We start from the raw sequence: 21,533 nt of genomic DNA, 5'->3' as shown, positions 1-21,533 counted from the left end.
CCGGCGCATGCAATACATCAATGTAAACAAACTGTTAAGGGCATAGCTTCGCCAGCAGCACGGTTAGCGTACAGACACAAGCAGGTATAGCAAGGCCTGGCCCATACGTAATGCACTTTACACAGTAACCCTTATGTTGTTACATGGTATTTGTTAGCTAGAAGAATTCGTTTGTTTCATTACATTGTTTTTCTCATAATCAAAATAAACATAGCGTCTGTTATAGCTAGCAGGGCAAACGCTGAAAGTCAGTTTCAGTCAATATCTCAAAAGCAGTGTACATTTCCATCCTACACATCCAAAATTAAGTTTATGATTCTTTATAAACACTAGGGTAAACATCGGTTTTTATATATCCCCTTAAAATATATTACCTCTCTCCTATCATTTACGATATAAGCATCACTTAACTTTATAGCATATACAACTGCATATGTGGGATAGATTTCATTTAAGTGTATCTGGAGTATTTACACTCATCGTTATTGTATTGCTGTTATCCAACGCCCCGGTGGCATTAGCCCAGAAGCATCCGGAATACATTACCCAGTTATCTAACGAAACCTTATACACCGACACCAATGCCATTAAACAGGCTATTAAAGAAGCACGCACATTAGAAGACGACTATTTAGATAGCGCCATCAACAAGCTGCGGGTAGCGTTGAAAAGCAGTTTCCGTCTCAAATACAACAAAGGCATATTTGCATGCCTTACAGATATGGGTGTTATTTTCCACATACACAACCAGAATGCAAAATCTATTGATGTACTAAAGCAGGCGCTTCCCTATTGCGATACCAGCAAGCAGGGGCGCACCTGGCTGTTGAACACCTACCTGGCTATTGGTTACAGGTATGAGTTCATTGACATGAAAGATTCGGCAGGTAATTACTACTATAAAGCGCTGGATGCAATAGAACATTATCATATTGACAATGTGAACGCCTTAACAAAAACCTATTTCCAGATTATTTTCTTTTGGCTGAATATGGCAGAGGATACGGAGAAGCCTTTGTACACCGACAAATATATTAATACTGCCGTGGCCTATCTGAACAAGGCCGAGCAACAAGTATTATCTGATAACAAGATTGCACTATGCAGAATTACGTTGAGCAAAGGCAACATACATTATATGAAACGCGAGCTGAAAGATGCGCGGGTTTACTACCGGCGCTTTTTACAGCTGGCTGCCCTGCCCGAAGCCAAAGACCTGTCTTCTTTTATTACCCAAACCTATGCACAACTATCGCGTACCTATTTAGATGAGCAGATTGTAGACAGCGCTTTGTATTACGCACAAAAAGCAGTGCAACATTTTAAAGAGAACGGCGCGAAGGATACCGCCCTGCTTATTGGCGCTTTATATTACCAGGGTGAGGCCTATATACAACAAAAGAAATACGCCAGGGCTATCAGCGTTATCACACCGGCTTTAACCATAGCTAAAACACAACCGCTTTCGCGACAGTATCACGGCCACCATTTATTATCGATGGCTTACCAGGCAATGGGCAACTATAAAGCAGCGTGGGAACATCAGAAAGCCTATTCCAATGTTATTGACAGTTTAAGCCAGGAAAGAAATTTACGGTCTATAAGCCAGATGGAAATAAAATACGAAGTAGCAGAAAGAGATAAAGAGCTGGCCCGGCGTGAACTGACCATTAACAGCCGGGACAATAAAATTAAAACCCAGCGGCTATGGCTGTATGTGACCATTGCGGTTGCTATTTCTATACTGCTTATACATATTCTTTTGTTCCGCCAGATTATACACAAGCAACGCATTGCCGCCCTGCGCATGCAACAGGAAAAAGAAATGGCCTTGTTGCAGGCCATGATTGAAGGCGAAGAAAAAGAACGTCTCAGAATTGCCAATGAGCTGCACGATGGCATTGGCGGTTTGCTGGGCACTATTTATATGCAGCTGGGTGCAGCCATTAAAGCGCATCATTTGCAAAACGATGCAGCCTTTACCGAGGTATTGCAGATGCAGGAAAACGCTTATGAAGAATTACGTAAGGTGGCACACAATTTTATGCCGGACATATTACAGCAGGAAGGACTGGAAGTAGCTACCCGCGTTTTTTGCAACCGCGTTCGCAACACAGACGCTATTGATATTAACTACGAAGTGGTGGGCGACATTCCCCGGTTCCGCCCCAGCCTGGAACTGGCATCTTATCGAATTATACAGGAGCTGACACATAATATCTTAAAACATGCAAATGCCAGTGAAGCATTAATACAACTGGCCTATATAGGCAATTGCCTGAGTGTAACAGTAGAAGACAATGGCATAGGCATACAGGGCACCCCTGGCGGCAATAAAACCGGAATGGGCATTCACACGATTCAGGATAGAATTAAAAAAATGGGCGGAAGGTTTGATTTGGTTAGCTCTAAAAACAATGGCACCAGCATTAACCTGCATTTTGTAATTACAGAAGCCGACTTGATTTTGTCAAAAAACTAACCAATACATATGATCAATGTTATTATCACTGACGACCATCCGGTAGTATCTAACGGTCTTAAAAACATGTTGCAGAAACAACAGCACATTACCGTTACTGCCGTATTTGCTAATGCCACCGACCTGGTAGCCAACATCAGAAAAACACCAGTGGATGTTTTAATACTGGACATGAAGTTACCCGATGGCAACGGGTACGATACCTGTTGCACCGTGCTAAAGTTTGCACCCAAAACCCGGGTGCTGGTATTTAGCAATAACGACACCGTTTACCAGATTAATAAAATGATGCAGGCAGGCTGTATGGGCTATTTACCCAAAAACGCCGATGACAGCATGATTGTAAAAGCGATTGAAAGCGTATATGAAGGGCAGCGCTTTTTATCGCCTTCGCTGGAAAACGCTTTATTGGAAGAGCATCTTCGTTCTAAAAACAAAAACCAGAAAACCACATTAACCAAACGCGAGAAAGAAGTACTGGAGTTAATTGTAAAAGAATACACTAACCAGGAAATTGCTAACCAGCTTTTTTTAAGTTTATCTACTATTGAATTTCACCGGAATAGCCTATTGCAAAAACTCAATGTTAAAAACACCGCAGGCCTTGTAAGAGTAGCCATCCAGGCAGGATTGATATCATAACACCATTATAGCGCAGCAGCAGGTTGTAGGATCTGTTACAGCAGAATAGCAAAATTGTCCATCACTTTGAAGGAATATGTCATTGTGTGGCTACCCTTCTCCGTGCTATTTTAGCTTAACTTTTAATTAACGATTGCAAAATTCTCGATTGCTTATGAAGACAAGCTTGCTTGTAATAGGCATGGCCATTTGCGCCGCCTACCCTGCTGTTTCGCATGCCCAGGTACCCCTAGATACGCTTCGCACTAAAACAGTTCAAGGATATAAATCAAAAACCATCACCGGCCGCGTTACTGACGAAAAAGGCGCTGCGCTGGAACACGCCGTAGTTCAGGCAAAAGGCACGGGTGTAAGAACACTTACACAAGACAATGGCAGTTTTAAAATAACGATGCCAGATAGTGTAAAAACCATTTCCATCTCGCACATCAATATGAAGTTTGCAGAGATAAACATTAGCAATCAAAGCAATATGTCTATCACCATGCAGCCGATGGAAACTACTTTAAACGATCTGATTGTAGTGGGTTACGGCACCAAAAAGAAATCGGATGTATTAGGTGCTGTAGCTTCTATTAAAGCCGATATATTGGAAGATATTCCGGTAGCGAATATGGGATCGGCCCTGCGGGACCGTTTACCCGGCGTAGGTGTAAGCATAGCATCTGGTAAACCTGGTGCAGCCACCACACTTACTATCCGTAACTCCACCATTTTCGCCGGCGCTTCCAACGTAGGCGTTACCGCCGATCCACTGTATGTGATTGATGGCATTACCGTTACCAAACAGGATTTTGACAACCTGGATGCAAGCCTGGTAGAAAGCCTTACCTTTTTAAAAGACGCAGCTGCCGCTATTTATGGTGCTTCGGGCGCTAAAGGTGTAGTGCTGGTAACTACCCGTAAAGGCCGGCCCGGTAAAACACGCATCAGCTATTCCGGTTACTTTGGCACTTCTACCGAAGCCATCAAACCTAAAACCATGAGTGCTTATGAGCATGCTAAAATGCTCAACGATGGTTACGAGCTGAACAACACACAGATAGCTTCCCGCTTTTCACAGGCCGACCTGGATTACCTGAAAACCAATCCTTACCAGAGCTGGTACGATCAGATATGGAAATCAGGCACCTTAAACCGCCATACCATCAATGTATCGGGCGGTACGGAAAAGGTTACCTTCTTTGCCGGTGGCAACTACTACGATGAAAAAGGCAACTATGGCGATATCTCTATTAAAAAGTATGGCATCCGTTCGGGCATGACTGCCAAGGTAACCGATGAAATTACCGCTACTGTAATGGTGGCGATGGATTACTCCAAAGATTACCGCGGCACTTACAAAACAGCGAATGGCGAAACGGATGATGTTTCTATCCGTGCCTTGTACCTGACTCCTAAATGGGTGCCACTGACTATTGACGGCAAGCCCGTTAACTGGAGCGGCCCCAACCCTCCCGGCGCTTACAACCCGGTGGGCATGCAGAATTCAGGCAACTATACCTGGAACACTACCCAGGGCTTAAACCTGAACGCTACATTGGAATACCGGCCCAAATACCTGAAAGGGTTAATAGGTAAGTTCCAGTATGGCAAACTGAACAGGAACGGTTTTCACAAAGAATACTATCCCAACTATACCGTATACAACTTTGTACGCACCGGCCAAAACCTGCTGCTGTACAGCAATACACCTACCACCTCGCCCACTTCCAAAGCAGCCAGCGCCGATCAGTTAGGCACCAGCACGCTTACTGCCAGCAGCTACCAGATCATTGCGTCACTGGCTTACTCCAAGCATTTCAAAAACCAGGACTTTGATATCATGGGTGCGATGGACCAGAGCGAAGGCAACTCCATGGAATCGTTCATTTACAAAAACGGGCAGATCATATCCGGTGTAGATGAATTCTGGGCTTTCAACAATGCTACTGCTGTTATCCGTAACCCGAGTTACACCAACAGCGCTAAAAGATCATTCCTGGGCAGGATGAATTACACCCTGTTCAGCAAATACTACCTGGAAGTGATAGCCCGTTACGATGCCTCTTCCAACTTTGCACCCGGTAACAGGTGGGGCCTGTTTCCTTCTGTAGGTATCGGCTGGAAAATAAGCGACGAGAAGTTCTTTAGTGATAACATCACCTTTATCAACTTTTTAAAACTGCGCGCCAACTATGGCCTGGTAGGTGAAGACAGGGTGAATGCACGTTTATGGCAATCGCGTTACACACAAACCACCGGTGCATTACTGGGAACAACCTCCGGCAACGGCCTGGATCCCAACATCGCTCCTAACCCCGATATCACCTGGGAAAAGGCCCGCACCATTAACGTAGGCTTAGATGCCTCTGTGTTAAACAACAGACTTACCATAGGTATTGACTTGTACAGACGCCAGAACTACGATGGCTTTGACAAGCTGGAAAACGGTGCGCTGCCTGCCACTACCGGCATTAACACCGCCGTGGTAAACTATGGCCGCAGCACTACCTGGGGATCTGAATTCAGCATTGGCTACCGTGGAGTAATTAATAAAGACTGGGGCTTTAGCACCGATGTTAACTTCGGTTTCAGCAACGGCGTACTGGAACAGGCTTACTACAACGCATTATATATAGGCACTTATGGCAACAACGAACTGGGTTTGATGGTGGGCCGTAACCCTCAGAAATACAACAGCAGCAACTTTGGCTATATCTCTAAAGGCATATTACGTACACAGGCCGAGGTAGATGCCCTGCTGGCCAAAAACCCTAACTATAAAATTGGCGGTGCTAAACCCCAGGTAGGTTTCTTAAACTTTGAAGATATTAACGGTGATGGTCAGATCAACGACCTGGATGTTACTACCATGTTTAACAGAACCACTACTGTAATAGGCTTTGGTATCACTTTAGGCGTTACCTACAAAACCTTTAAACTAAGCACTAACATTAACCTGGCAGTAGGCGGTAAGAAGTTTGTAGATGGCGAAGCGAAAAAAGTACCTACTACCACCCAGAACGCTCCTTCTTTCTGGAACGACCACTGGACACCGGACAATCCGAATGCCAAATACCCACGTGCAGATGCACCACTGGCAAAAGAGAACTCTACCTTCTGGGCGCTGAATGGCACACAATGCAGAATCAACAACATGACGCTGAGTTATGCCGTGCCTAAACCACTGGCCGAACGCCTGGGCATTCCGGAACTGCGTGCTTTTGTAACAGGCACCAACTTATGGACGATTATTAACCCGTTCAAGTATAAAGATCCTTACACATCCAACTTTGCCGATTATCCAACGCTGCGTACCATCTCTTTGGGCATTAACGCAACTTTTTAAGAATGCTTGTATAAAAACATATGAAAATGAAACTGAGCAATACAATTATAAAAACCATTACTGCTGCTACTTTATGTGGTGCAGTATTGACAGGCTGTAAGAAAAACTTCTTTGACCTTCCCGATCAGAACGGTATTGATTCGCGTATCTGGAATGATGCCGGTGCAGTAGGACAGTTTCTGGACAGAGGATACGACCTGATGATGCCCAGCTGGCCCGCTCCCGGAACCATTCATTATACCTCTGACGAACTCAACAATGCCAACACTACTTTTTTATATGGCCAGTTAACCGATAATAGTGTTACCGATGTAGCTACCTCTAACAGCATCACTGCCAGCCGGTATTTTGATATACGCCGTTGTAACGTAGGTATAGATGGCATTAACGGCGGCACATTGGACGACGCTACAAAAACAAAACTGAAAGGCCAGTTCTTTTTCCTGCGGGCGCAAACTTACTTTAACCTGGTAAGGCTATATGGTGGTGTGCCTCTGGTAATGCACGCACAGGCCATTGAGTCAGACGATTTAAATGTGCCACGAGCCAAAACCAGTGTTTGTATCGATTCTATTGTACGCGATCTGGACTCTGCTGCAGCTTACCTGCCTACAACCTGGCCGGCGGCTGACAGAGGGCGTGTTACACAGGCAGCTGCCTTATGCTTAAAAGGCAAGGTGCTGATGTATTGGGCCAGCCCGCAGTTTAACCCTACCAATATTGGCAGCCGTTGGGAAAACGCTTATAAAGCCTGCCGCGCCGCTTACGATACCTGCGTAGCGCAAGGTTTTGCCTTATACCCTACTTATGCCAACATCTTTGTTGACGAATCTGTTACCAACAAAGAATCGATTATTATACGTGTATATGATGCTACCTCGGTTAGTCCTGGTCGCGGCACCAACACAGAATACATTACCCGTCCACGTTCAGAAACCACGGCACAGGCAGGTGGCGGCTCTAACCAGCCCACTTTAAACCTGGTAAAAGCCTATACCATGAAAGATGGAGTACCTATCAGCAAATCTGCCGATTACGATGCCACCTTGTTCTGGCTGAACAGAGACCCTCGCTTTGCCGCATCTATTGCCTATAACGGTTGCACCTGGCCATTAAGCGGCAACACCTCCCGCAAACAATGGAGCTATACAGGTGTGCTGGAAGAAGCTTCGGGCCTTACAGCTACCGGCTTTTATTGCCGTAAAATATGTAACCCTACCATAAATGCTGCTCAAACACAATACAACAGCAACTCCGGTGGTGGTAGCGGTATGGACTGGATTGAAATGCGCCTGGCAGAAGTGATTATGAACGTAGCTGAATGCGCCAACGAAACCAGCCGTTTAAGTGAAGCCAAAGACATGGTAAGGCTTATTCGTATAAGAGCAGGCATTAGTGCAGGCTCACAGGATTATGGCCTGTCACTGGCGCCCGACCAAACCACTATGCGCGACCTGATCATGAACGAAAGAATGGTAGAATTTGCCATGGAAGGAAAACGTTATCACGATTTAAGAAGAACCAGGCGTTTACACCTGTTAACAGGTACTACCCGTAATGGCATTAAGTGGGATGCTAAAGATCCGTATGTATCAGGCAGACCTAAAACTCCGGTTGCCGGCAAAATATACCTGGATTCTATATACGCTTCCGGTATACGCCCAAGAGATACGGCCAACCTGAATAATCTTTCTGTATATACCAAAATGTTCACGCCTTCAGAAATATCGCTGGATGCTACACAGGCCATCAGCATACCCGAACTGTACTACTTCTATCCATTGAACACCTTTTTCAGGCAAAGCAGTTACCTGATTGAGCAAACCATTGGCTGGCCAGGCGGCTCCTTCGATCCTTTACAATAATTGCTATTCATTCTGTATACCAAAAAGATTATTACAATGAAATATTCCATCCTATTATTCACTGCACTCACCGCCATCACCCTGGGTATGGTGGGCTGCTCGAAAAAAGTAGATACGGTAGATACCTATTACATAACAGTTAACTTCAATAACAGCGGTGCAAAATACCTTACCGGCAATATAGAAGTAAATCCTAAAGACAGCATTTACTTCGACTTTACCGTGCATTCTGATAAAGAAGACATGGACATTATTGAGATTCAAAAGAACGGTGTGAAGTTCGATACTATGCAGGTAAGAGGCGCCGATAAAAGAAACTTTGCCGGTGTAAAAAAATACATGGCCGATAGCGCAGCCGGCGATAACAGTTACCGTATTGCTGCCCGAAACGCCGCCGGTAAGTTTTTAGGATACGGTGGTAAAATTATTAAGGTTACCACTAAGCCCGATTTCAATTATTACACGTACCGTTTTCTGTATGTACCCGATTCGGTAAACAAAACCAATAAATGCTATTTCGCCAGCAGCACGGGTATGGCGTATAACTATACCGAAGCCACCACCAATTCGGCCCTGATTGACTTCGGATATTACTACGACACCTCCAACAGCACCTCTTCCAATCCCCCCAAATTCACTATTTACGCACCCAGTGTTAGCCTGTTTGATCCTTACGATCTTAGCAGCTGGACAAGGAATGCCACCACTTTTAAACTCAGTACCACCAATTTTACCAGCACCCTAACCTCATTATCGGCCATTAAGGCAGCATACAATGCGGGCACCAACCCCGCCTCTCCTAACAGGTTCCGCACATCTGACCGTCCATCAGGGTCACGCACCAATCTTACCGGCGCTGTGATTATGTTTAAAACAGCGGCTGGTAAATACGGAGCTATCAATGTAAACTTTACAGCAGATAGCCTGTCCCGCAAAGAATCATACATTAATATAGACGTGAAAGTTGAAAAATAGCAAATAACCAATTCCCCGGTAGTATTTTTAACCCCGCCCTCCTGCTGCAACAGGAGGGCTTTTTGTATCCGGCTTTGGCACCAGAATTGACCAGTAGTAGAAAAAAAGATATCTTTATACTACTTACTCACTTATCACCCAAAAAACAATGCCGGTTTACAATCAGTCTCGTAGCAGAATTGTTCAGATTATTTTCATTGTAGTATTCGTAGTGATTCTTGGGCAGTTACTGCACCTGCAGTTTTTCTCGTCCAGCTATCGCATGCAGGCCGAAAACAATGCCCGTTTCCGGAAAGTGATTTATCCGGACAGGGGACTTATTTACGACCGGAAAGAGAAAGCTATATTAGGGAACACTATCATGTACGACCTGGTGGTAACTCCCGGTGAAATCAAAGGCACCGACACGTTTGCTCTTTGTAAAATACTGGGCATTGACACAGCTGAGTTTAAAAAACGCATTGTAGGCGCCATTATTAAAAACAGTACCTACAAACCCAGCGTATTTGAACCACTGTTAAGCGCCGAACTATTTGCCAAGCTAAACGAGAACATGTATAAGTTTCCCGGCTTTATACTATCTGACCGTCCGGTGCGTGACTATCCTTTTGCCGCCGCCGCCAACATACTGGGTTATACCGGCGAGGTGGATACCAACTTTTTAAAACGCCATAAAGAAGAGGGATACGAGATGGGTGATTATGCGGGTATGACCGGCCTGGAGCGTACCTATGAAAGAGTACTGATGGGCACCCGTGGTATCAACTACCTCACCCGTGATAACCGCAGCCGTATACAGGGTAAATACGAAAACGGAGAATACGACACTGCCGCTACTGCCGGCAAAAGCCTGTATTCCAGCATTGATATAGAACTACAGGAACTGGGTGAGAAATTAATGGGGAATAAAGTGGGCAGTATTGTGGCTATCGACCCTAAAACCGGTGGTATATTATGTATGGTCAGCAGCCCTACCTATAATCCCAACCTGCTTACGGGTAGCCAGCGCCGCAAACACTTTTCCGAACTCTATCGCGATCCGCGCCTTCCTTTGATTAACCGTGCTGTAAATGGTATGTATTCTCCCGGTTCTACCTTTAAAACGGTAGTGGGCATCATTGGTCTTACCGAAGGGGTAATAGATGAGAACTTTACTATTTCGTGCAGCGGGGCCTTCTATGGCTGCGGTACCGGCAAGCCTAAATGTTTGGATAAAGGTACTTTCAACCTTACCGGTGCCATCGCCCATAGTGATAACACCTATTTTGCCACCGTATTTAAACGCATTCTTGATCAATCCCGTTATGGCGATGCCGACAGCTCGCTGCAAGTGTTTAACAGGTACGCCTACAGCTTTGGCCTGGGCAAAAAGCTGGGGGTAGATATTCCTTCTGAAAAACCGGGCAACATACCCACACCTACCTACTACCAGAAAATATTCGGACCCAAATGGGTTTCGTGTAACATCATATCCAACGCCATTGGGCAGGGTGAGGTGCAAACCACCATTACACAGCTGGCTAACGTAATGGCCCTGATCGCTAATAAAGGCTGGTATTACACACCACACCTGATTGATAGCATTGAAGGGGGCGACCAGTATCACTTGCTGGACAACTATCGTGTAAAACACGGCATCAGCCATGTGCCCGAAGAAGTATTCAACTCGGTGCATAACGGCATGCAGGGTGTTATGGAATACGGTACCGGCCAGTATGCACAGGTGCCCGGCATAGTAGTATGTGGCAAAACCGGTACGGTAGAAAACTACCTGCGTGGGGTGAAGCAGAAAGACCACGCCTTTTTTGGCGCTTTTGCCCCGCGCGACAATCCACGTATTGCCATTGCGGTAATGTGTGAAAATGCGGGTTTTGGTTCTTCTTCCGCCGCCCCTATTGCCAGCCTGATGATAGAAAAGTATCTGAATGATTCTATTGCCGGCAAAGAGCGTAAAGACAAAGCAGAGGCACTTGCCAAGTTAAACCTGATACCAGAACGTATGCGCCGTGCTATGGATAGCCTGGCACGCCTTACCCGCACCAAAGACAGTATAGCACAGGTGAAAGCACAAAAAGCAATGGCCGATACCTTAACGATGGAAGAGCCTACCGAAGGCGAAACCGGCATAACCAACACCATGCCGGCAGATAGCAACAGGCCGGCTAAAAAAGATACCAGCAAAAAACGCACACAGGCGCCACCAGCTATATTGCCACCGCAAAAACCAAAGCCTAAACCGGCTGTTCCGGCAACAAGAACCATTTGATAAGAATACCGATACTAAAAAGCCCCGTATAGGGCTTTTTAGTATTTTGCCTGCCCCCCCCAAACCCAACTGTTGTGGAAAACCAGGATATCATAGCAGAAAACTATCAAAAAATGTTTACCGGCGAGCTTTTATACCTTGCTAAAACCCCGTCCGAATTACAACCCGAAGCTGTAGTGCAGCTTCAAAAAGAACTTCTGTCGCGCAACCTAACAAAAGAAACCCTGGCGCTATCTAATCATCTGGCCCGTCTTGCCTCTTCCGAAGTCATCACTGAAAATATCCAGTCTGAAATCAATAGCATTACCGGCCTTTTACCCGGTGCAGCATATCCAGTATGCTGTTGCTGATACGCTCTTTTTCGTCAAAAGCAATCAGGTGCCCCCTGTTAGGAATCAGTTGTACATTGAGATAAGGAGCGTTTACCAGCTTTTCGCGTGCAAAAGCAGCATTGGTGGTATATACCAGCTGATCTTCAGCCCCCTGTAGGTAATTCACCGGCACATGAATATTCTGCCATAAAGGCAACATCTTTTCCAGCTCGTGGGGATGCGCTATTTTTTCGGCATTGGCCGTTTGCAGCATGCGGGGTATGGCCCAGTGAAAAGGCCAATGCTCTATCATAGGTGTAAACCAGTATGTTTTTTCCTGGTAGGGCGCCAGCGCAGGCCCCAGCAATACTAACCCATCCACCAGTTTGGGGTAATCCATCGTAATACGGCAGGCAATGGCTGTGCCATAAGAAGCCGCCACCAGCACCACCGGGTGATGCAGTTGCTGTAAACTATCCAGTATGGGACGGATAATAGCTGCCTGCTGCTGTATAGATGTTAAAGGCTGCGCCAGTCCGGAATAACCATACCCCGGCCGGTCTACCGCAAACATGCGGGCTTCCTTCAGCAAAAGACTATCCACCAGGTATTCGCGGTAATATGTACTGGAACTGGGGGCGCCATGTATGAACAAAACAGTAGCACTGGTATCCTGGCCGGTGGAAATGTACCGCACTTCCCGGTTTTGCTTTTGAAAGTATTGAATGCGCACAGGCACATGCTTTTGGGCAAACCACTGCTGTATCTCCTGGTCGTTCATCCTAAACTGCACCAGACGATCAAATACCAATAGCACTGCCAGCAACAGCACGCCGCCTATCAGCCCTACTCCCAATAAAAATTTAAAAAGCTTGCGCCACATCATAATTACCAAACTAATACAAAAACCTCAAATACAACCACCTCTACCCCATTGCATTTACGTTAAAATCTTAATTTTAAGTTGGTTAAACAGCTAACAATGACATTAGAACGAGCTATTGAAATTGCCGTATCCGCCCACCACGGTCAAAAAGACAAATTTGGTGCCCCTTATATCGGCCACGTATTACGGGTAATGAATATGGGTATTACGGAGGAGGAAAAGATATGTGGCGTATTGCACGATGTGGTAGAAGACACCCCCTGGACATTTGAACAACTGGCAGCCGAAGGCCTTTCCCCGGAAATAATAGAAGGATTAAAGGGAGTGACCAAACTATCGGAAAACGAAGACTACGATCATTTTATACAGCGCACCCTGCAAAACCCATTGTCGTGCACAGTAAAAATGCACGACCTTACCGATAATATGGACATACGCCGCCTGCCAGAGGTGACCGAAAAAGATGTGGCACGCCTGAATAAATACCTGCGCGCTTACAGGCTAATAGCAGCAGCGCAAATAAAAGTTTCCCATTAAAGGTGCTATCCTGCCCACCATCCGATTTTTACATCATTAAATTCTTCTTCCGGCAAAAACAGGATGTTATTGCTGCTGTCTTTGACTATTAAATCCCGTACCACCACAGATATACTCCCTACCCCGTCTATCTTAACTGTTTTGGTAACCATTAAACGCCCACTAACTGCAGTGAAAACAACGGGCTTAATCTCTCTATCCTCCCAAAGCGGGTCTGTATCACTACAAATACGACTGATATAGTCATTATTAGCAGGATATTTTCTCAAATACGCTTCAATTCCCTTTGTAGTACTATCCCACTGTACATACTTTAAAAGAGGCATATCATCAAACCTACACTCTACCACCAGTTCATATTGCTTATCCAATGATTTCTTTTGTAATACCTCCTTTGCGCAACCGTCTACAAACGAGTTAGTATCGAATTGATAACATTTTCCTGCCCTCTTGTAATGAGCCTGCATAGTATCCATAGTACCAACAGAATCTGCTTTACTGGCTTTTGACGCATCCTGATGTGTGCCTGTGTTGCAACTTCCCAAACAAGTAAAAAGGAGGGTAAAAACGGTAAAGGAATATTTCATTAATACAAGGGTTTACAGTGTAGTAGGCTTACAATTAGTTCACGCCGCTAAAATCACTTTTTTTGAAATATGGTAAAAAGAATTTGGCAGAAATAAAACGAATCCTATATTTGCAACCCGAAACGCACGAAGCCATACGGTTTCAAGCAAAAAAAGGGAGCATAGCTCAGTTGGTTTAGAGCATCTGCCTTACAAGCAGAGGGTCCGCGGTTCGAGCCCGTGTGCTCCCACAGAAACGGGAACAATGCAATTAAACGTGTTGTTCCCGTTTTCATTTTCTGCCAGAACCCGCGCGTGGAGCGCCATTCCGTCAAACACTTCATTATTTCTCGCGGTTCGATATGTGTCATTTTTCCTGTTATAGAAGATTCCATCCGGATAGGCGAGATATTGAAGCTTTTGCTTATCGGCATATTTCCCAGAATCCCATGTGGACGCGAGGTTTGACGCATAATCAATAATTACATCCACACATTTTTCGAGGTTCGAGGTCCTGGTTTTGCATAAAGCCAAAGCTTTCCTTAATTCCTCCAACTCCTTTCCATATTTCAGCTTATACTCGTCATACATCTCCCTGTCAATTTCCTCCAACGCGAACCTTTCCCGGAACCTTGCCAGCCTTTTTTCCATTTCTGCGACCTGCGATTCCAACTGCTGTCGGACTACATGACTTTCCTTTGTTTCCTGGTTATAAGTCGCAATAACCTGTGTTTTTATTATCTCCCTGCAATCTTCGTTTACACACAACGTTAACTCAGAAAGCATGGTTTTAAATGCCGCATGAACTGCATCAGCCCTTTTATTACATCCGCAGCCAATAGTGCTGCATTTATAGTAGTACTGTTGATTTTTATAAGCTTTATAGGCAGTAAGAGATTTGCCACAGGTTTCGCACTTTAGAAACCGCCTTAAAGGCACTAATTCGTTTTCCGGTTGAAGATTATACCCCTGATGCCCGTCAGCCAATATGCCATTAACACGCAGAAACATTTCCCTTGAAACAATCTTTTCTTGTTTTCCCTCTACTACGCGCCCATCCAGCATATTATGTACGATTAGCCCACAATAAAAAGGATTACGCAAAAAATCTGTTATCCGCTGATTGGGTAGCTTTAGCCCTAGCAGGGCTAACTGCTCGCGCACTTCTTCATTCGTTAACCCTTGCGCTTTTAAGTGGAAGCCTTTACCTAGCAGCTTACCCACTTTATTGGCCACAAATTCCCTTTTACCATCCTTTTTCACCACATCATAGCCCAATGGCGGGTTAGTACACCAAATACCCATCAATAGCTTTTCCTTAGTACCAGCCATGCACTTTTCACGCCTTAACTGATTATCGTACTCACTAAATATAAACTGGATATTTTGTTGCAAGCTCCCGCTCGTAGTAGTCGCGTCTGTAGGTTGCGTAACAGCAAACAATACAATGCCTTGCTTTTTTAGTTGATCGGTGATATACATAGCATTCGTCCCCGAACGACTAAACCGATCAACACTATACACAATGATATAACCTATGCGCTCTTTACTCTTTTTAACAAAAGCCAGCATTTTATTAAACTCTCTCCTTTCATCTGTTTTCGCACTTTCATATGTACCACCAAAGTATCCCATGATCTGCAACCCGTTTTTATTGGCATATTGCTGACACATCTTTCGCTGGGTTTCCAGGCTCATATTATTATCCGCCTGTTCTTTCGTTGACACGCGGGTGTAGATTACACAGTTGCTGGTTCGCAGAGCTTGCAGTTTCTTTCCTTTTCCAAAGGATTCAAACAATATTAAATCTTTACTCATGCTACATTTTGTTTAGGGGAGTTATCTGATAGGTTAAATACTTTTGCTTCTTCCTCCTGCTGCTTTTCATAAAACATACTGTATCCTATTTGGGTAAATGTTTTTATAGTGGATATGAGCTGCACTACTTGTTCATCAGAATAATACTGAAAAGTGGGCAGCGCTTTTACTTCTGCTGGCGTAACATCATGTATTCTGGTTAGCAAATCAGGGGAGAATGTTGCCCTCTCTTGTTCTCTTCCAGAAACTAATTTGACTGCTTGTTTCTTCATAGTTTGGTTTTAGGGTGTAAACAAAAACACAAAGCTACAGCGGTCGAAAAGGGCACTTTACCAGTTTGGGCACAAATAGGCTAACATTTGCCAAACAATTCCTGAATTTCCCTCACATTCCCTGATTGGGCATATTTTGGATCGTAACGGCACTTTTAAATACACATTCATTACAGATTGATTACCGAACGATTTCAAAACGATTTCCGAATGAAAACATATTAATACGAATTAAAATCACAACGAATTCCTAACCATTTCTCCATACCTAACCGTAATAAACACCTTCATTCACAACCATTTTTTGTGAATTACCAACCTGGTTAATCCTGTATCCATCGTTAACACACTAAACGAAACAATTGCTGGCTCCCAGTCAACGCCCCAGTCAAGGGGATTGGGCGAGAACCAGCAAATAGCACCAATTAAATAAACAAAAAAGCCTACAGCAAAATGTATATACAATATCTGGCGAATGCTTTTCCGCTTTTTCTTCATACTATTCAGCAAAAACATACAAATGAGTAAGTGAATAAACAAAATGGCAAACAGAATGCTCATTGCCAGCATGTATATATCTATTAGCCGATGATAATAGATAGCAAAGAATAAGTAATGCATTACATAAGATATCAGGGCAATAACAATAAGCCGTTTTGCCTTCAACCAGATAAACATTACCAGCACTTCTATTAACATAACCTAGTTTACTTGCAGGGACTTATGTAGATAATTACGAAATACATCCTCCCCCTTTTTATTTATCAACTCTTTCAAGGCCCTGTAGGAATGATGACATAGCATTTCTACCTTCCTGTCACAATCGCAAGAAACGACAAGATGATTGTCGTCAAACTTCACTTTCATGATAAAATGGATACTCCCATTGGAATGTTTGAACTGAACGACATGAGGAGCTATATCAAACAGGGTTATAGTGTCTAAATGCCAATGCTTAAAATGCCTCGTATAGCTATCTATATGACACTTTAAAGTAGTGGTGTCTATTTCTCCCTCATATGTAAGTGGTATCCAGTATGGCTCACGGGAATTACGTAAATCATCTGAATTGATACGTTTAGTCATGGCTTTTGATTTAACTTAATAATCCTGTTATTGATACGATTGAGCGTTAAGAGAAAGCCAACTAATTGCTCAAAAAAGGAAAGCATATCACTAATTTCTTTACCAGTATCTATCTCTCCCCGGAAATAAACAAATGCAGTAAATAGCTCCCACAACTCCTTTTTGCTTTTCTTATACTCATTGTTTAAAAAGAAGGAGCGCACATCTGATTCCATTTTTTCTAATAGTTTCTCATGTTGTGTATTTTTCATAATAAACCATTTTGAGTTTTATACTTATCAATATCATCCCGAAAGAAAAGCACCGTTGCTATCATGATGGCAAAATTTGGCGGTTCCTCTTCCATCCTATCCAGATCTACATGTTCTATGTATAACTGAAGCACAGCTTTAGGACAAATGCGGAGCATATCACATAGCAATGCCATTTCGGCTTCTATCCGAAGGGTAAATTCCTTTTCCATAAATTTTAGGGATTAATCAAAAATCAGGTTAAACCAATCCGCAATGAGTTGTTTATACAGCAGTTTTTTATCTTCCGGGCTTCTGTCTGACGATCTTAAAGAAGCTATCTTTTGAAAGAAGCTCATTGAAATTTGAGCCCTTATAGTATCATTCTTTAAAAGTGCACCATCAGCCTCAAGATTATGGAAGGATAGTCTAATAAATTCGCCGGATAGTTTAGCGCTGCTTTTATTAAACTCTTGTAAATAGCCTTCTATAGTAACGCTATTGATAAACTTTTGTAGCGCCGCCTCCGGCGTAGTTCCAGCAACCTCACACGCATGACAAAAACTCTCAGTTAGCTGAAATTTTGCTTTTATATGAATTGATTTCATAAGGTGAGATTTAACTGTTAACTACTACAGCTGATAAAGTGCTAGATTCATTACGAAGCTTTTCCTGCCATCTTTCTTTATGCCATTGATAGACCGATTCAGCATCCTTGATAAGCTGTTTCACTCTACCATATATAACACCTGCCATTTCTTTCGACACAGTGTAGTCTTTATTATACCTCGCATCTCCATAACTATACCGGAGTACTGAAAAGATTTCTTTCTCCTCAGCAGTATTGGCGGGAAACAATTTGGCGGCATCCAAACCCACTTGTTGTAAAAGTTTGATAATCCTGTAGGTATTATGCAATGAGTGACGATAACCAACGATAGAAAGAAGAAGGGCGGCAGCTATTTGTTCAATACTCTGATGAAGTAAAAAAACACAATATTCAAAGTTTTGCTGACCTTTATAAAACCCCGCTCCTTTTAAAAAGTCTATAGCTTTTTTATGAAGCCGTTCCCAATCATTTTCGGCTACAAGCACCCAATCCGCTAGTTCAATGTTTACAGCGGATTGAAACAATAGCTGATCTGTACTATCATAAAGTGGCAGACCTTTTCTCTGAATATTAACAAAGAACCTATTACCAATAAGAATAGCTTCATTTACGGTATTCAATCTGTAGATAATGAATGTTGCCGAAATATACTCGTTCTCCTGCTTATCAAGAATATCCAGTATCTCATGTATAAGCCATTTACATTCTTCCTTTAATATTAATAGCAGGTCGCATTCTAAATGATAATTACTATTTCCATCATTGAAGAAGCAGCCTAGACTTGTTTTACTTTTTAACCTGGAGCCGTAGCAGATGATTTTGTCAGTGGGTATTTCAGTCTTTACATTAAGTACAAACTGATCCAACTCCATTTTTTGATTTGGGGTAAGGTGTTCTAATGTGTTTAACATACAAAAGGATTACCTAAGCATAGATTTTCTATGCTAGTTACCGTGAAACAATAAGGTGATTATGTAATTAACCCACGTGAAGAACAGTCCATCTTTAGGACAAAAAAGGCGTGGGTTAGTCCTTATTCAACTGAAGGGCTACGACACCCTATACGGAAATAAGAACGCCCACGCGTAACGTGAGCGATTTACCTTATTCCAGCCGTAATTGAAAGGTCGTAGTTTTCAGTTGCAGGAATTAAAGCAAACACGCTTTAAATATTTTAGAACTCGCAAAATACATTCTTATGGCGAATTACACTTGCCTTTCATGCTCCTTGATTTTTGACAAACAATTTCTTTTCCCATAGCTAATATACAAATAAGTTTATGAAATACATACTGTATATTATTTTATACAACTTAAAGATTATTAAAAATACACTCAATCTGTTGATTAATAAACCTTTGTTTATTAGCATTTGATGTAATAATTCAATATTTCATTAGCTTTAATTTCTAGAATTATGGCTAAGTCATCATCAAATATTAAAAAAGCAGGAGCAAGGGTAAAAATTAATAGAATAAAGGCTGTATTGCTTGAACTGGATGTATCTCAAAAAGATTTGGCAGAAAAAATTGGTCTCAGTTTAAATTCAGTAGCAAGATTTTGCAATAATCATGGCCAACCTACCTTATCTAATTTAAGAAAGATAGCATTGGCTTTAGAAGTTAATATCCAAACATTATTGGAGCCTACTCCTGAGAAAAAGACAAACTAACACAACATCTAATATTACAAACCACTACAAATTTTCACACGTGGCAAAAAATAGCTTGGATGTAACCTACTTAAACTCGCGCTTATCAAATCAGGAAGGTATTATGCGCTTCATTTAAGTAAGATTATTCTGTTTCAAAGGTCTTCAGCTCCGCCTTGATACTTTTTATAATTGCCTGCATCGGTTGCACATTTCCGATGACACGGCTGATGAGGATCCCCCCCTGTATGGAAGCAAACATCTTGTAAGCAAATTCATCTGCCTGTAATCGTTTACTAAACTCCCCTGACCTGATACCTTCTTTTAAAATAACCGTAAAATATTTTTGCGCAGCAAGCATATTGGCTTTCAGCTTTTCTTTGATGACGGGGTTATTGTCATCCGCTTCTGCCGCAAGATTCAGGATAGGGCAACCTCCTTCAATGAAAGTATCCAGCGGGTCCTTATTAAATTTCAGGTAGGCATAGATCTTGCTCTTTGCCGTCTGCTCTCTCGATACTACGGAGATCACCTGGTCATCATTTTTTTTCAATAAATAATCGACCGCTTCATAACAAAGCGCGTCTTTATTGTCAAAATAATTATACAGGCAACCCCGGGCCACCTGTGAAGCTTCCAGCACACTATCCACGGTCGTGCCCTCCACTCCTTTTTTATTCAATATAATAGAAGCTTTTTCTATGATCATTTGTTTTGTCCTTTCCGCTTTCCCCATCTTTCCCGGCTTTGATATAACCCAAATATAGATGTAATCGCCTGTTTTTTTTGTCAAAGCTACCACGTTTATCAACCGGAAAGGTTACCATAGGATAATATCCGGCCGGCGGGTACCGCGTACAAAAATACCAAAATAGACGAAATTGTCTATTTTTGACAGGATTTACCATATCCGTATTTACGCACTCCAAATCAGTATACCATGACAGATGCATCCTTCTGTGAGCCACTTTTAAAGAACCTGAAAAACATTGCAGCGATTGACCTGGAATCCGAAGACATTATTATAGCCAGGTCCCAGGAGATAGTAATACCCAAAGGACAGGTGATCCTGAGAGAAGGCACCGTATCCAGGTATTGCTATTTTATTGTATCCGGAAAAGCCCGCTCCTATTATACAGACCCGGACAAAGCCACCACGACCTGGTTGTTTCATTTCAACGAACCTTTCAGCAATGCAAAAAATTTATTTATCAATGACTACAAAAGCTTTCTCACAGGACTTCCTGCAACACTTACCATTGAAACACTTACCGAAGTAACGGCCATCCGGTGGAGCTATGATAACTTTGAGTACATGTGCAAACACATACCCGTGTTTGAGAAATTAATGCGCAAACTGAACGAAGCCTTTTTTATTGTGATGTATGACAGGATCTCTTCCTTATTAACCTTGTCTGCTGCGGAGCGTTATAAAAAACTCCTACTGGAAGAACCCCACTTGATCAATATGTTCTCCAACTACTACCTCGCATCTTATCTTCACGTGACACCACAATCCCTCAGCAGGATAAAAAGCAAATGCCTTGGCAGGGCTTAATTTATTACCATAGGTTCATAAATCTCTTGTAGCATCCGGATAATTTTGTTTTTGCAAACACGCCAAAAAATAGACAATATCGTCTATTTCATACATGTTTGCTAAACTTCTATTCGCACAATGTCAGCCTATCTCATTTTCATTCTCGAACAGGCAACCGATACAGAAGAGCTGAGCATTTATACAGAAATGGTGCCGCGTACGCTGATCGGATACAACATTAAAATCCTGACAGAAGCCCGTGGACATTCTGTACTGGAGGGGCCATCTATCCTTGGGGGAATGATACTGGAATTCCCTTCCCTGGAAGCTGCGCAGGAATGGTATAACAGCGCGGAATATCAGGCGGCAGCACTTCACCGGTTTAAAGGGGCTAATACAACGGTATTATTGATGGAAGGGATACCTGGCATTACAAACGAAGCATACGTTCATTTATAATAATCA

Annotated in this window: 21 protein-coding genes and 1 tRNA gene; 12 read left to right on the top strand and 10 right to left on the bottom strand. The window is 43.0% G+C overall.

All coding sequences use genetic code 11. The features are described from left to right. The first annotated feature begins 433 nt into the window (after nucleotides 1-433). From FLA_RS04620 to FLA_RS04590, 7 genes are all read left to right on the top strand, one after another. On the top strand, nucleotides 434-2,482 hold the full coding sequence (locus FLA_RS04620; protein WP_076382390.1) for a tetratricopeptide repeat-containing sensor histidine kinase: 2,049 nt from the start codon (nucleotides 434-436) through the stop codon (nucleotides 2,480-2,482). 9 nt (nucleotides 2,483-2,491) lie between these two features. Beyond that, the gene (locus FLA_RS04615; RefSeq protein ID WP_076382391.1) at nucleotides 2,492-3,124 is read left to right on the top strand and encodes a response regulator; all 633 of its coding nucleotides are present in this window, start codon (nucleotides 2,492-2,494) and stop codon (nucleotides 3,122-3,124) included. A gap of 154 nt (nucleotides 3,125-3,278) precedes the next feature. Then, a complete protein-coding gene (locus FLA_RS04610) occupies nucleotides 3,279-6,455 on the top strand; it encodes a SusC/RagA family TonB-linked outer membrane protein (protein WP_076382392.1) in 3,177 nt (1,058 codons plus the stop codon). A 20-nt stretch (nucleotides 6,456-6,475) separates the two neighbouring features. Further along, a complete protein-coding gene (locus FLA_RS04605; protein ID WP_076382393.1) occupies nucleotides 6,476-8,320 on the top strand; it encodes a RagB/SusD family nutrient uptake outer membrane protein in 1,845 nt (614 codons plus the stop codon). 36 nt (nucleotides 8,321-8,356) lie between these two features. Beyond that, nucleotides 8,357-9,295, top strand: coding sequence for a hypothetical protein (locus tag FLA_RS04600; protein ID WP_076382394.1), 939 nt, complete (start codon nucleotides 8,357-8,359; stop codon nucleotides 9,293-9,295). A 148-nt stretch (nucleotides 9,296-9,443) separates the two neighbouring features. Next, on the top strand, nucleotides 9,444-11,561 hold the full coding sequence (mrdA, locus tag FLA_RS04595; protein ID WP_076382395.1) for a penicillin-binding protein 2: 2,118 nt from the start codon (nucleotides 9,444-9,446) through the stop codon (nucleotides 11,559-11,561). A 74-nt stretch (nucleotides 11,562-11,635) separates the two neighbouring features. Next, nucleotides 11,636-11,911, top strand: a complete 276-nt coding sequence (locus FLA_RS04590) for a hypothetical protein (RefSeq protein ID WP_076382396.1) — start codon at nucleotides 11,636-11,638, stop codon at nucleotides 11,909-11,911. On the opposite strand, the gene FLA_RS04585 is transcribed toward FLA_RS04590, so the two are convergent. Continuing rightward, a complete protein-coding gene (locus tag FLA_RS04585) occupies nucleotides 11,865-12,758 on the bottom strand; it encodes an alpha/beta fold hydrolase (protein WP_084206527.1) in 894 nt (297 codons plus the stop codon). The genes FLA_RS04590 and FLA_RS04585 overlap by 47 nt on opposite strands. 96 nt (nucleotides 12,759-12,854) lie before the next feature. Here FLA_RS04585 and FLA_RS04580 point away from each other — a divergent pair, with 96 nt between their 5' ends. Further along, nucleotides 12,855-13,295 carry an HD domain-containing protein gene (locus FLA_RS04580; protein ID WP_076382398.1) on the top strand — a complete coding sequence of 147 codons (441 nt, stop codon included), beginning with the start codon at nucleotides 12,855-12,857 and terminating at the stop codon, nucleotides 13,293-13,295. A gap of 5 nt (nucleotides 13,296-13,300) precedes the next feature. On the opposite strand, the gene FLA_RS04575 is transcribed toward FLA_RS04580, so the two are convergent. Continuing rightward, nucleotides 13,301-13,882 carry a hypothetical protein gene (locus FLA_RS04575; protein ID WP_076382399.1) on the bottom strand — a complete coding sequence of 194 codons (582 nt, stop codon included), beginning with the start codon at nucleotides 13,880-13,882 and terminating at the stop codon, nucleotides 13,301-13,303. A gap of 155 nt (nucleotides 13,883-14,037) precedes the next feature. On the opposite strand from FLA_RS04575, the gene FLA_RS04570 reads away from it, so the two are divergent. Continuing rightward, nucleotides 14,038-14,112 (top strand) — tRNA-Val (locus tag FLA_RS04570). Here the strand turns inward: FLA_RS04570 and FLA_RS32020 are convergent. The 7 genes from FLA_RS32020 to FLA_RS04530 form a co-directional block, all read right to left on the bottom strand. Further along, the gene (locus tag FLA_RS32020) at nucleotides 14,072-15,559 is read right to left on the bottom strand and encodes a recombinase family protein (protein ID WP_394337496.1); all 1,488 of its coding nucleotides are present in this window, start codon (nucleotides 15,557-15,559) and stop codon (nucleotides 14,072-14,074) included. The genes FLA_RS04570 and FLA_RS32020 overlap by 41 nt on opposite strands. 116 nt (nucleotides 15,560-15,675) lie before the next feature. Then, the gene (locus tag FLA_RS04560) at nucleotides 15,676-15,951 is read right to left on the bottom strand and encodes a hypothetical protein (protein ID WP_076382400.1); all 276 of its coding nucleotides are present in this window, start codon (nucleotides 15,949-15,951) and stop codon (nucleotides 15,676-15,678) included. 291 nt (nucleotides 15,952-16,242) lie between these two features. Beyond that, nucleotides 16,243-16,650 carry a hypothetical protein gene (locus tag FLA_RS04555; RefSeq protein ID WP_076382401.1) on the bottom strand — a complete coding sequence of 136 codons (408 nt, stop codon included), beginning with the start codon at nucleotides 16,648-16,650 and terminating at the stop codon, nucleotides 16,243-16,245. A 383-nt stretch (nucleotides 16,651-17,033) separates the two neighbouring features. Further along, the gene (locus FLA_RS04545; protein WP_076382403.1) at nucleotides 17,034-17,288 is read right to left on the bottom strand and encodes a hypothetical protein; all 255 of its coding nucleotides are present in this window, start codon (nucleotides 17,286-17,288) and stop codon (nucleotides 17,034-17,036) included. Next, complete coding sequence (locus tag FLA_RS04540) at nucleotides 17,285-17,500, bottom strand: hypothetical protein (RefSeq protein ID WP_076382404.1); 216 nt, start codon at nucleotides 17,498-17,500, stop codon at nucleotides 17,285-17,287. Before FLA_RS04540 ends, FLA_RS04545 begins: the two co-directional genes overlap by 4 nt. Before the next feature lie 12 nt (nucleotides 17,501-17,512). Beyond that, complete coding sequence (locus FLA_RS04535; RefSeq protein ID WP_076382405.1) at nucleotides 17,513-17,875, bottom strand: hypothetical protein; 363 nt, start codon at nucleotides 17,873-17,875, stop codon at nucleotides 17,513-17,515. A 10-nt stretch (nucleotides 17,876-17,885) separates the two neighbouring features. Next, on the bottom strand, nucleotides 17,886-18,788 hold the full coding sequence (locus tag FLA_RS04530) for a HEPN domain-containing protein (protein ID WP_076382406.1): 903 nt from the start codon (nucleotides 18,786-18,788) through the stop codon (nucleotides 17,886-17,888). A gap of 506 nt (nucleotides 18,789-19,294) precedes the next feature. On the opposite strand from FLA_RS04530, the gene FLA_RS04525 reads away from it, so the two are divergent. Further along, nucleotides 19,295-19,549, top strand: coding sequence for a helix-turn-helix domain-containing protein (locus FLA_RS04525; RefSeq protein ID WP_076382407.1), 255 nt, complete (start codon nucleotides 19,295-19,297; stop codon nucleotides 19,547-19,549). A gap of 124 nt (nucleotides 19,550-19,673) precedes the next feature. Here FLA_RS04525 and FLA_RS04520 read toward each other — a convergent pair whose 3' ends face one another. Next, on the bottom strand, nucleotides 19,674-20,321 hold the full coding sequence (locus FLA_RS04520) for a TetR/AcrR family transcriptional regulator (protein WP_144264175.1): 648 nt from the start codon (nucleotides 20,319-20,321) through the stop codon (nucleotides 19,674-19,676). A 147-nt stretch (nucleotides 20,322-20,468) separates the two neighbouring features. Here FLA_RS04520 and FLA_RS04515 point away from each other — a divergent pair, with 147 nt between their 5' ends. Continuing rightward, nucleotides 20,469-21,086, top strand: a complete 618-nt coding sequence (locus FLA_RS04515; RefSeq protein WP_076382409.1) for a Crp/Fnr family transcriptional regulator — start codon at nucleotides 20,469-20,471, stop codon at nucleotides 21,084-21,086. A gap of 120 nt (nucleotides 21,087-21,206) precedes the next feature. Further along, nucleotides 21,207-21,527: a DUF1330 domain-containing protein gene (locus FLA_RS04510; RefSeq protein WP_076382410.1), complete on the top strand. Its 321-nt coding sequence runs from the start codon at nucleotides 21,207-21,209 to the stop codon at nucleotides 21,525-21,527. Nucleotides 21,528-21,533: the final 6 nt, after the last annotated feature.

The organism is Filimonas lacunae, from assembly GCF_002355595.1.
Classification (GTDB): Bacteria; Bacteroidota; Bacteroidia; order Chitinophagales; family Chitinophagaceae; genus Filimonas; species Filimonas lacunae.
This window is presented reverse-complemented; position numbering and strand designations above follow the sequence as displayed.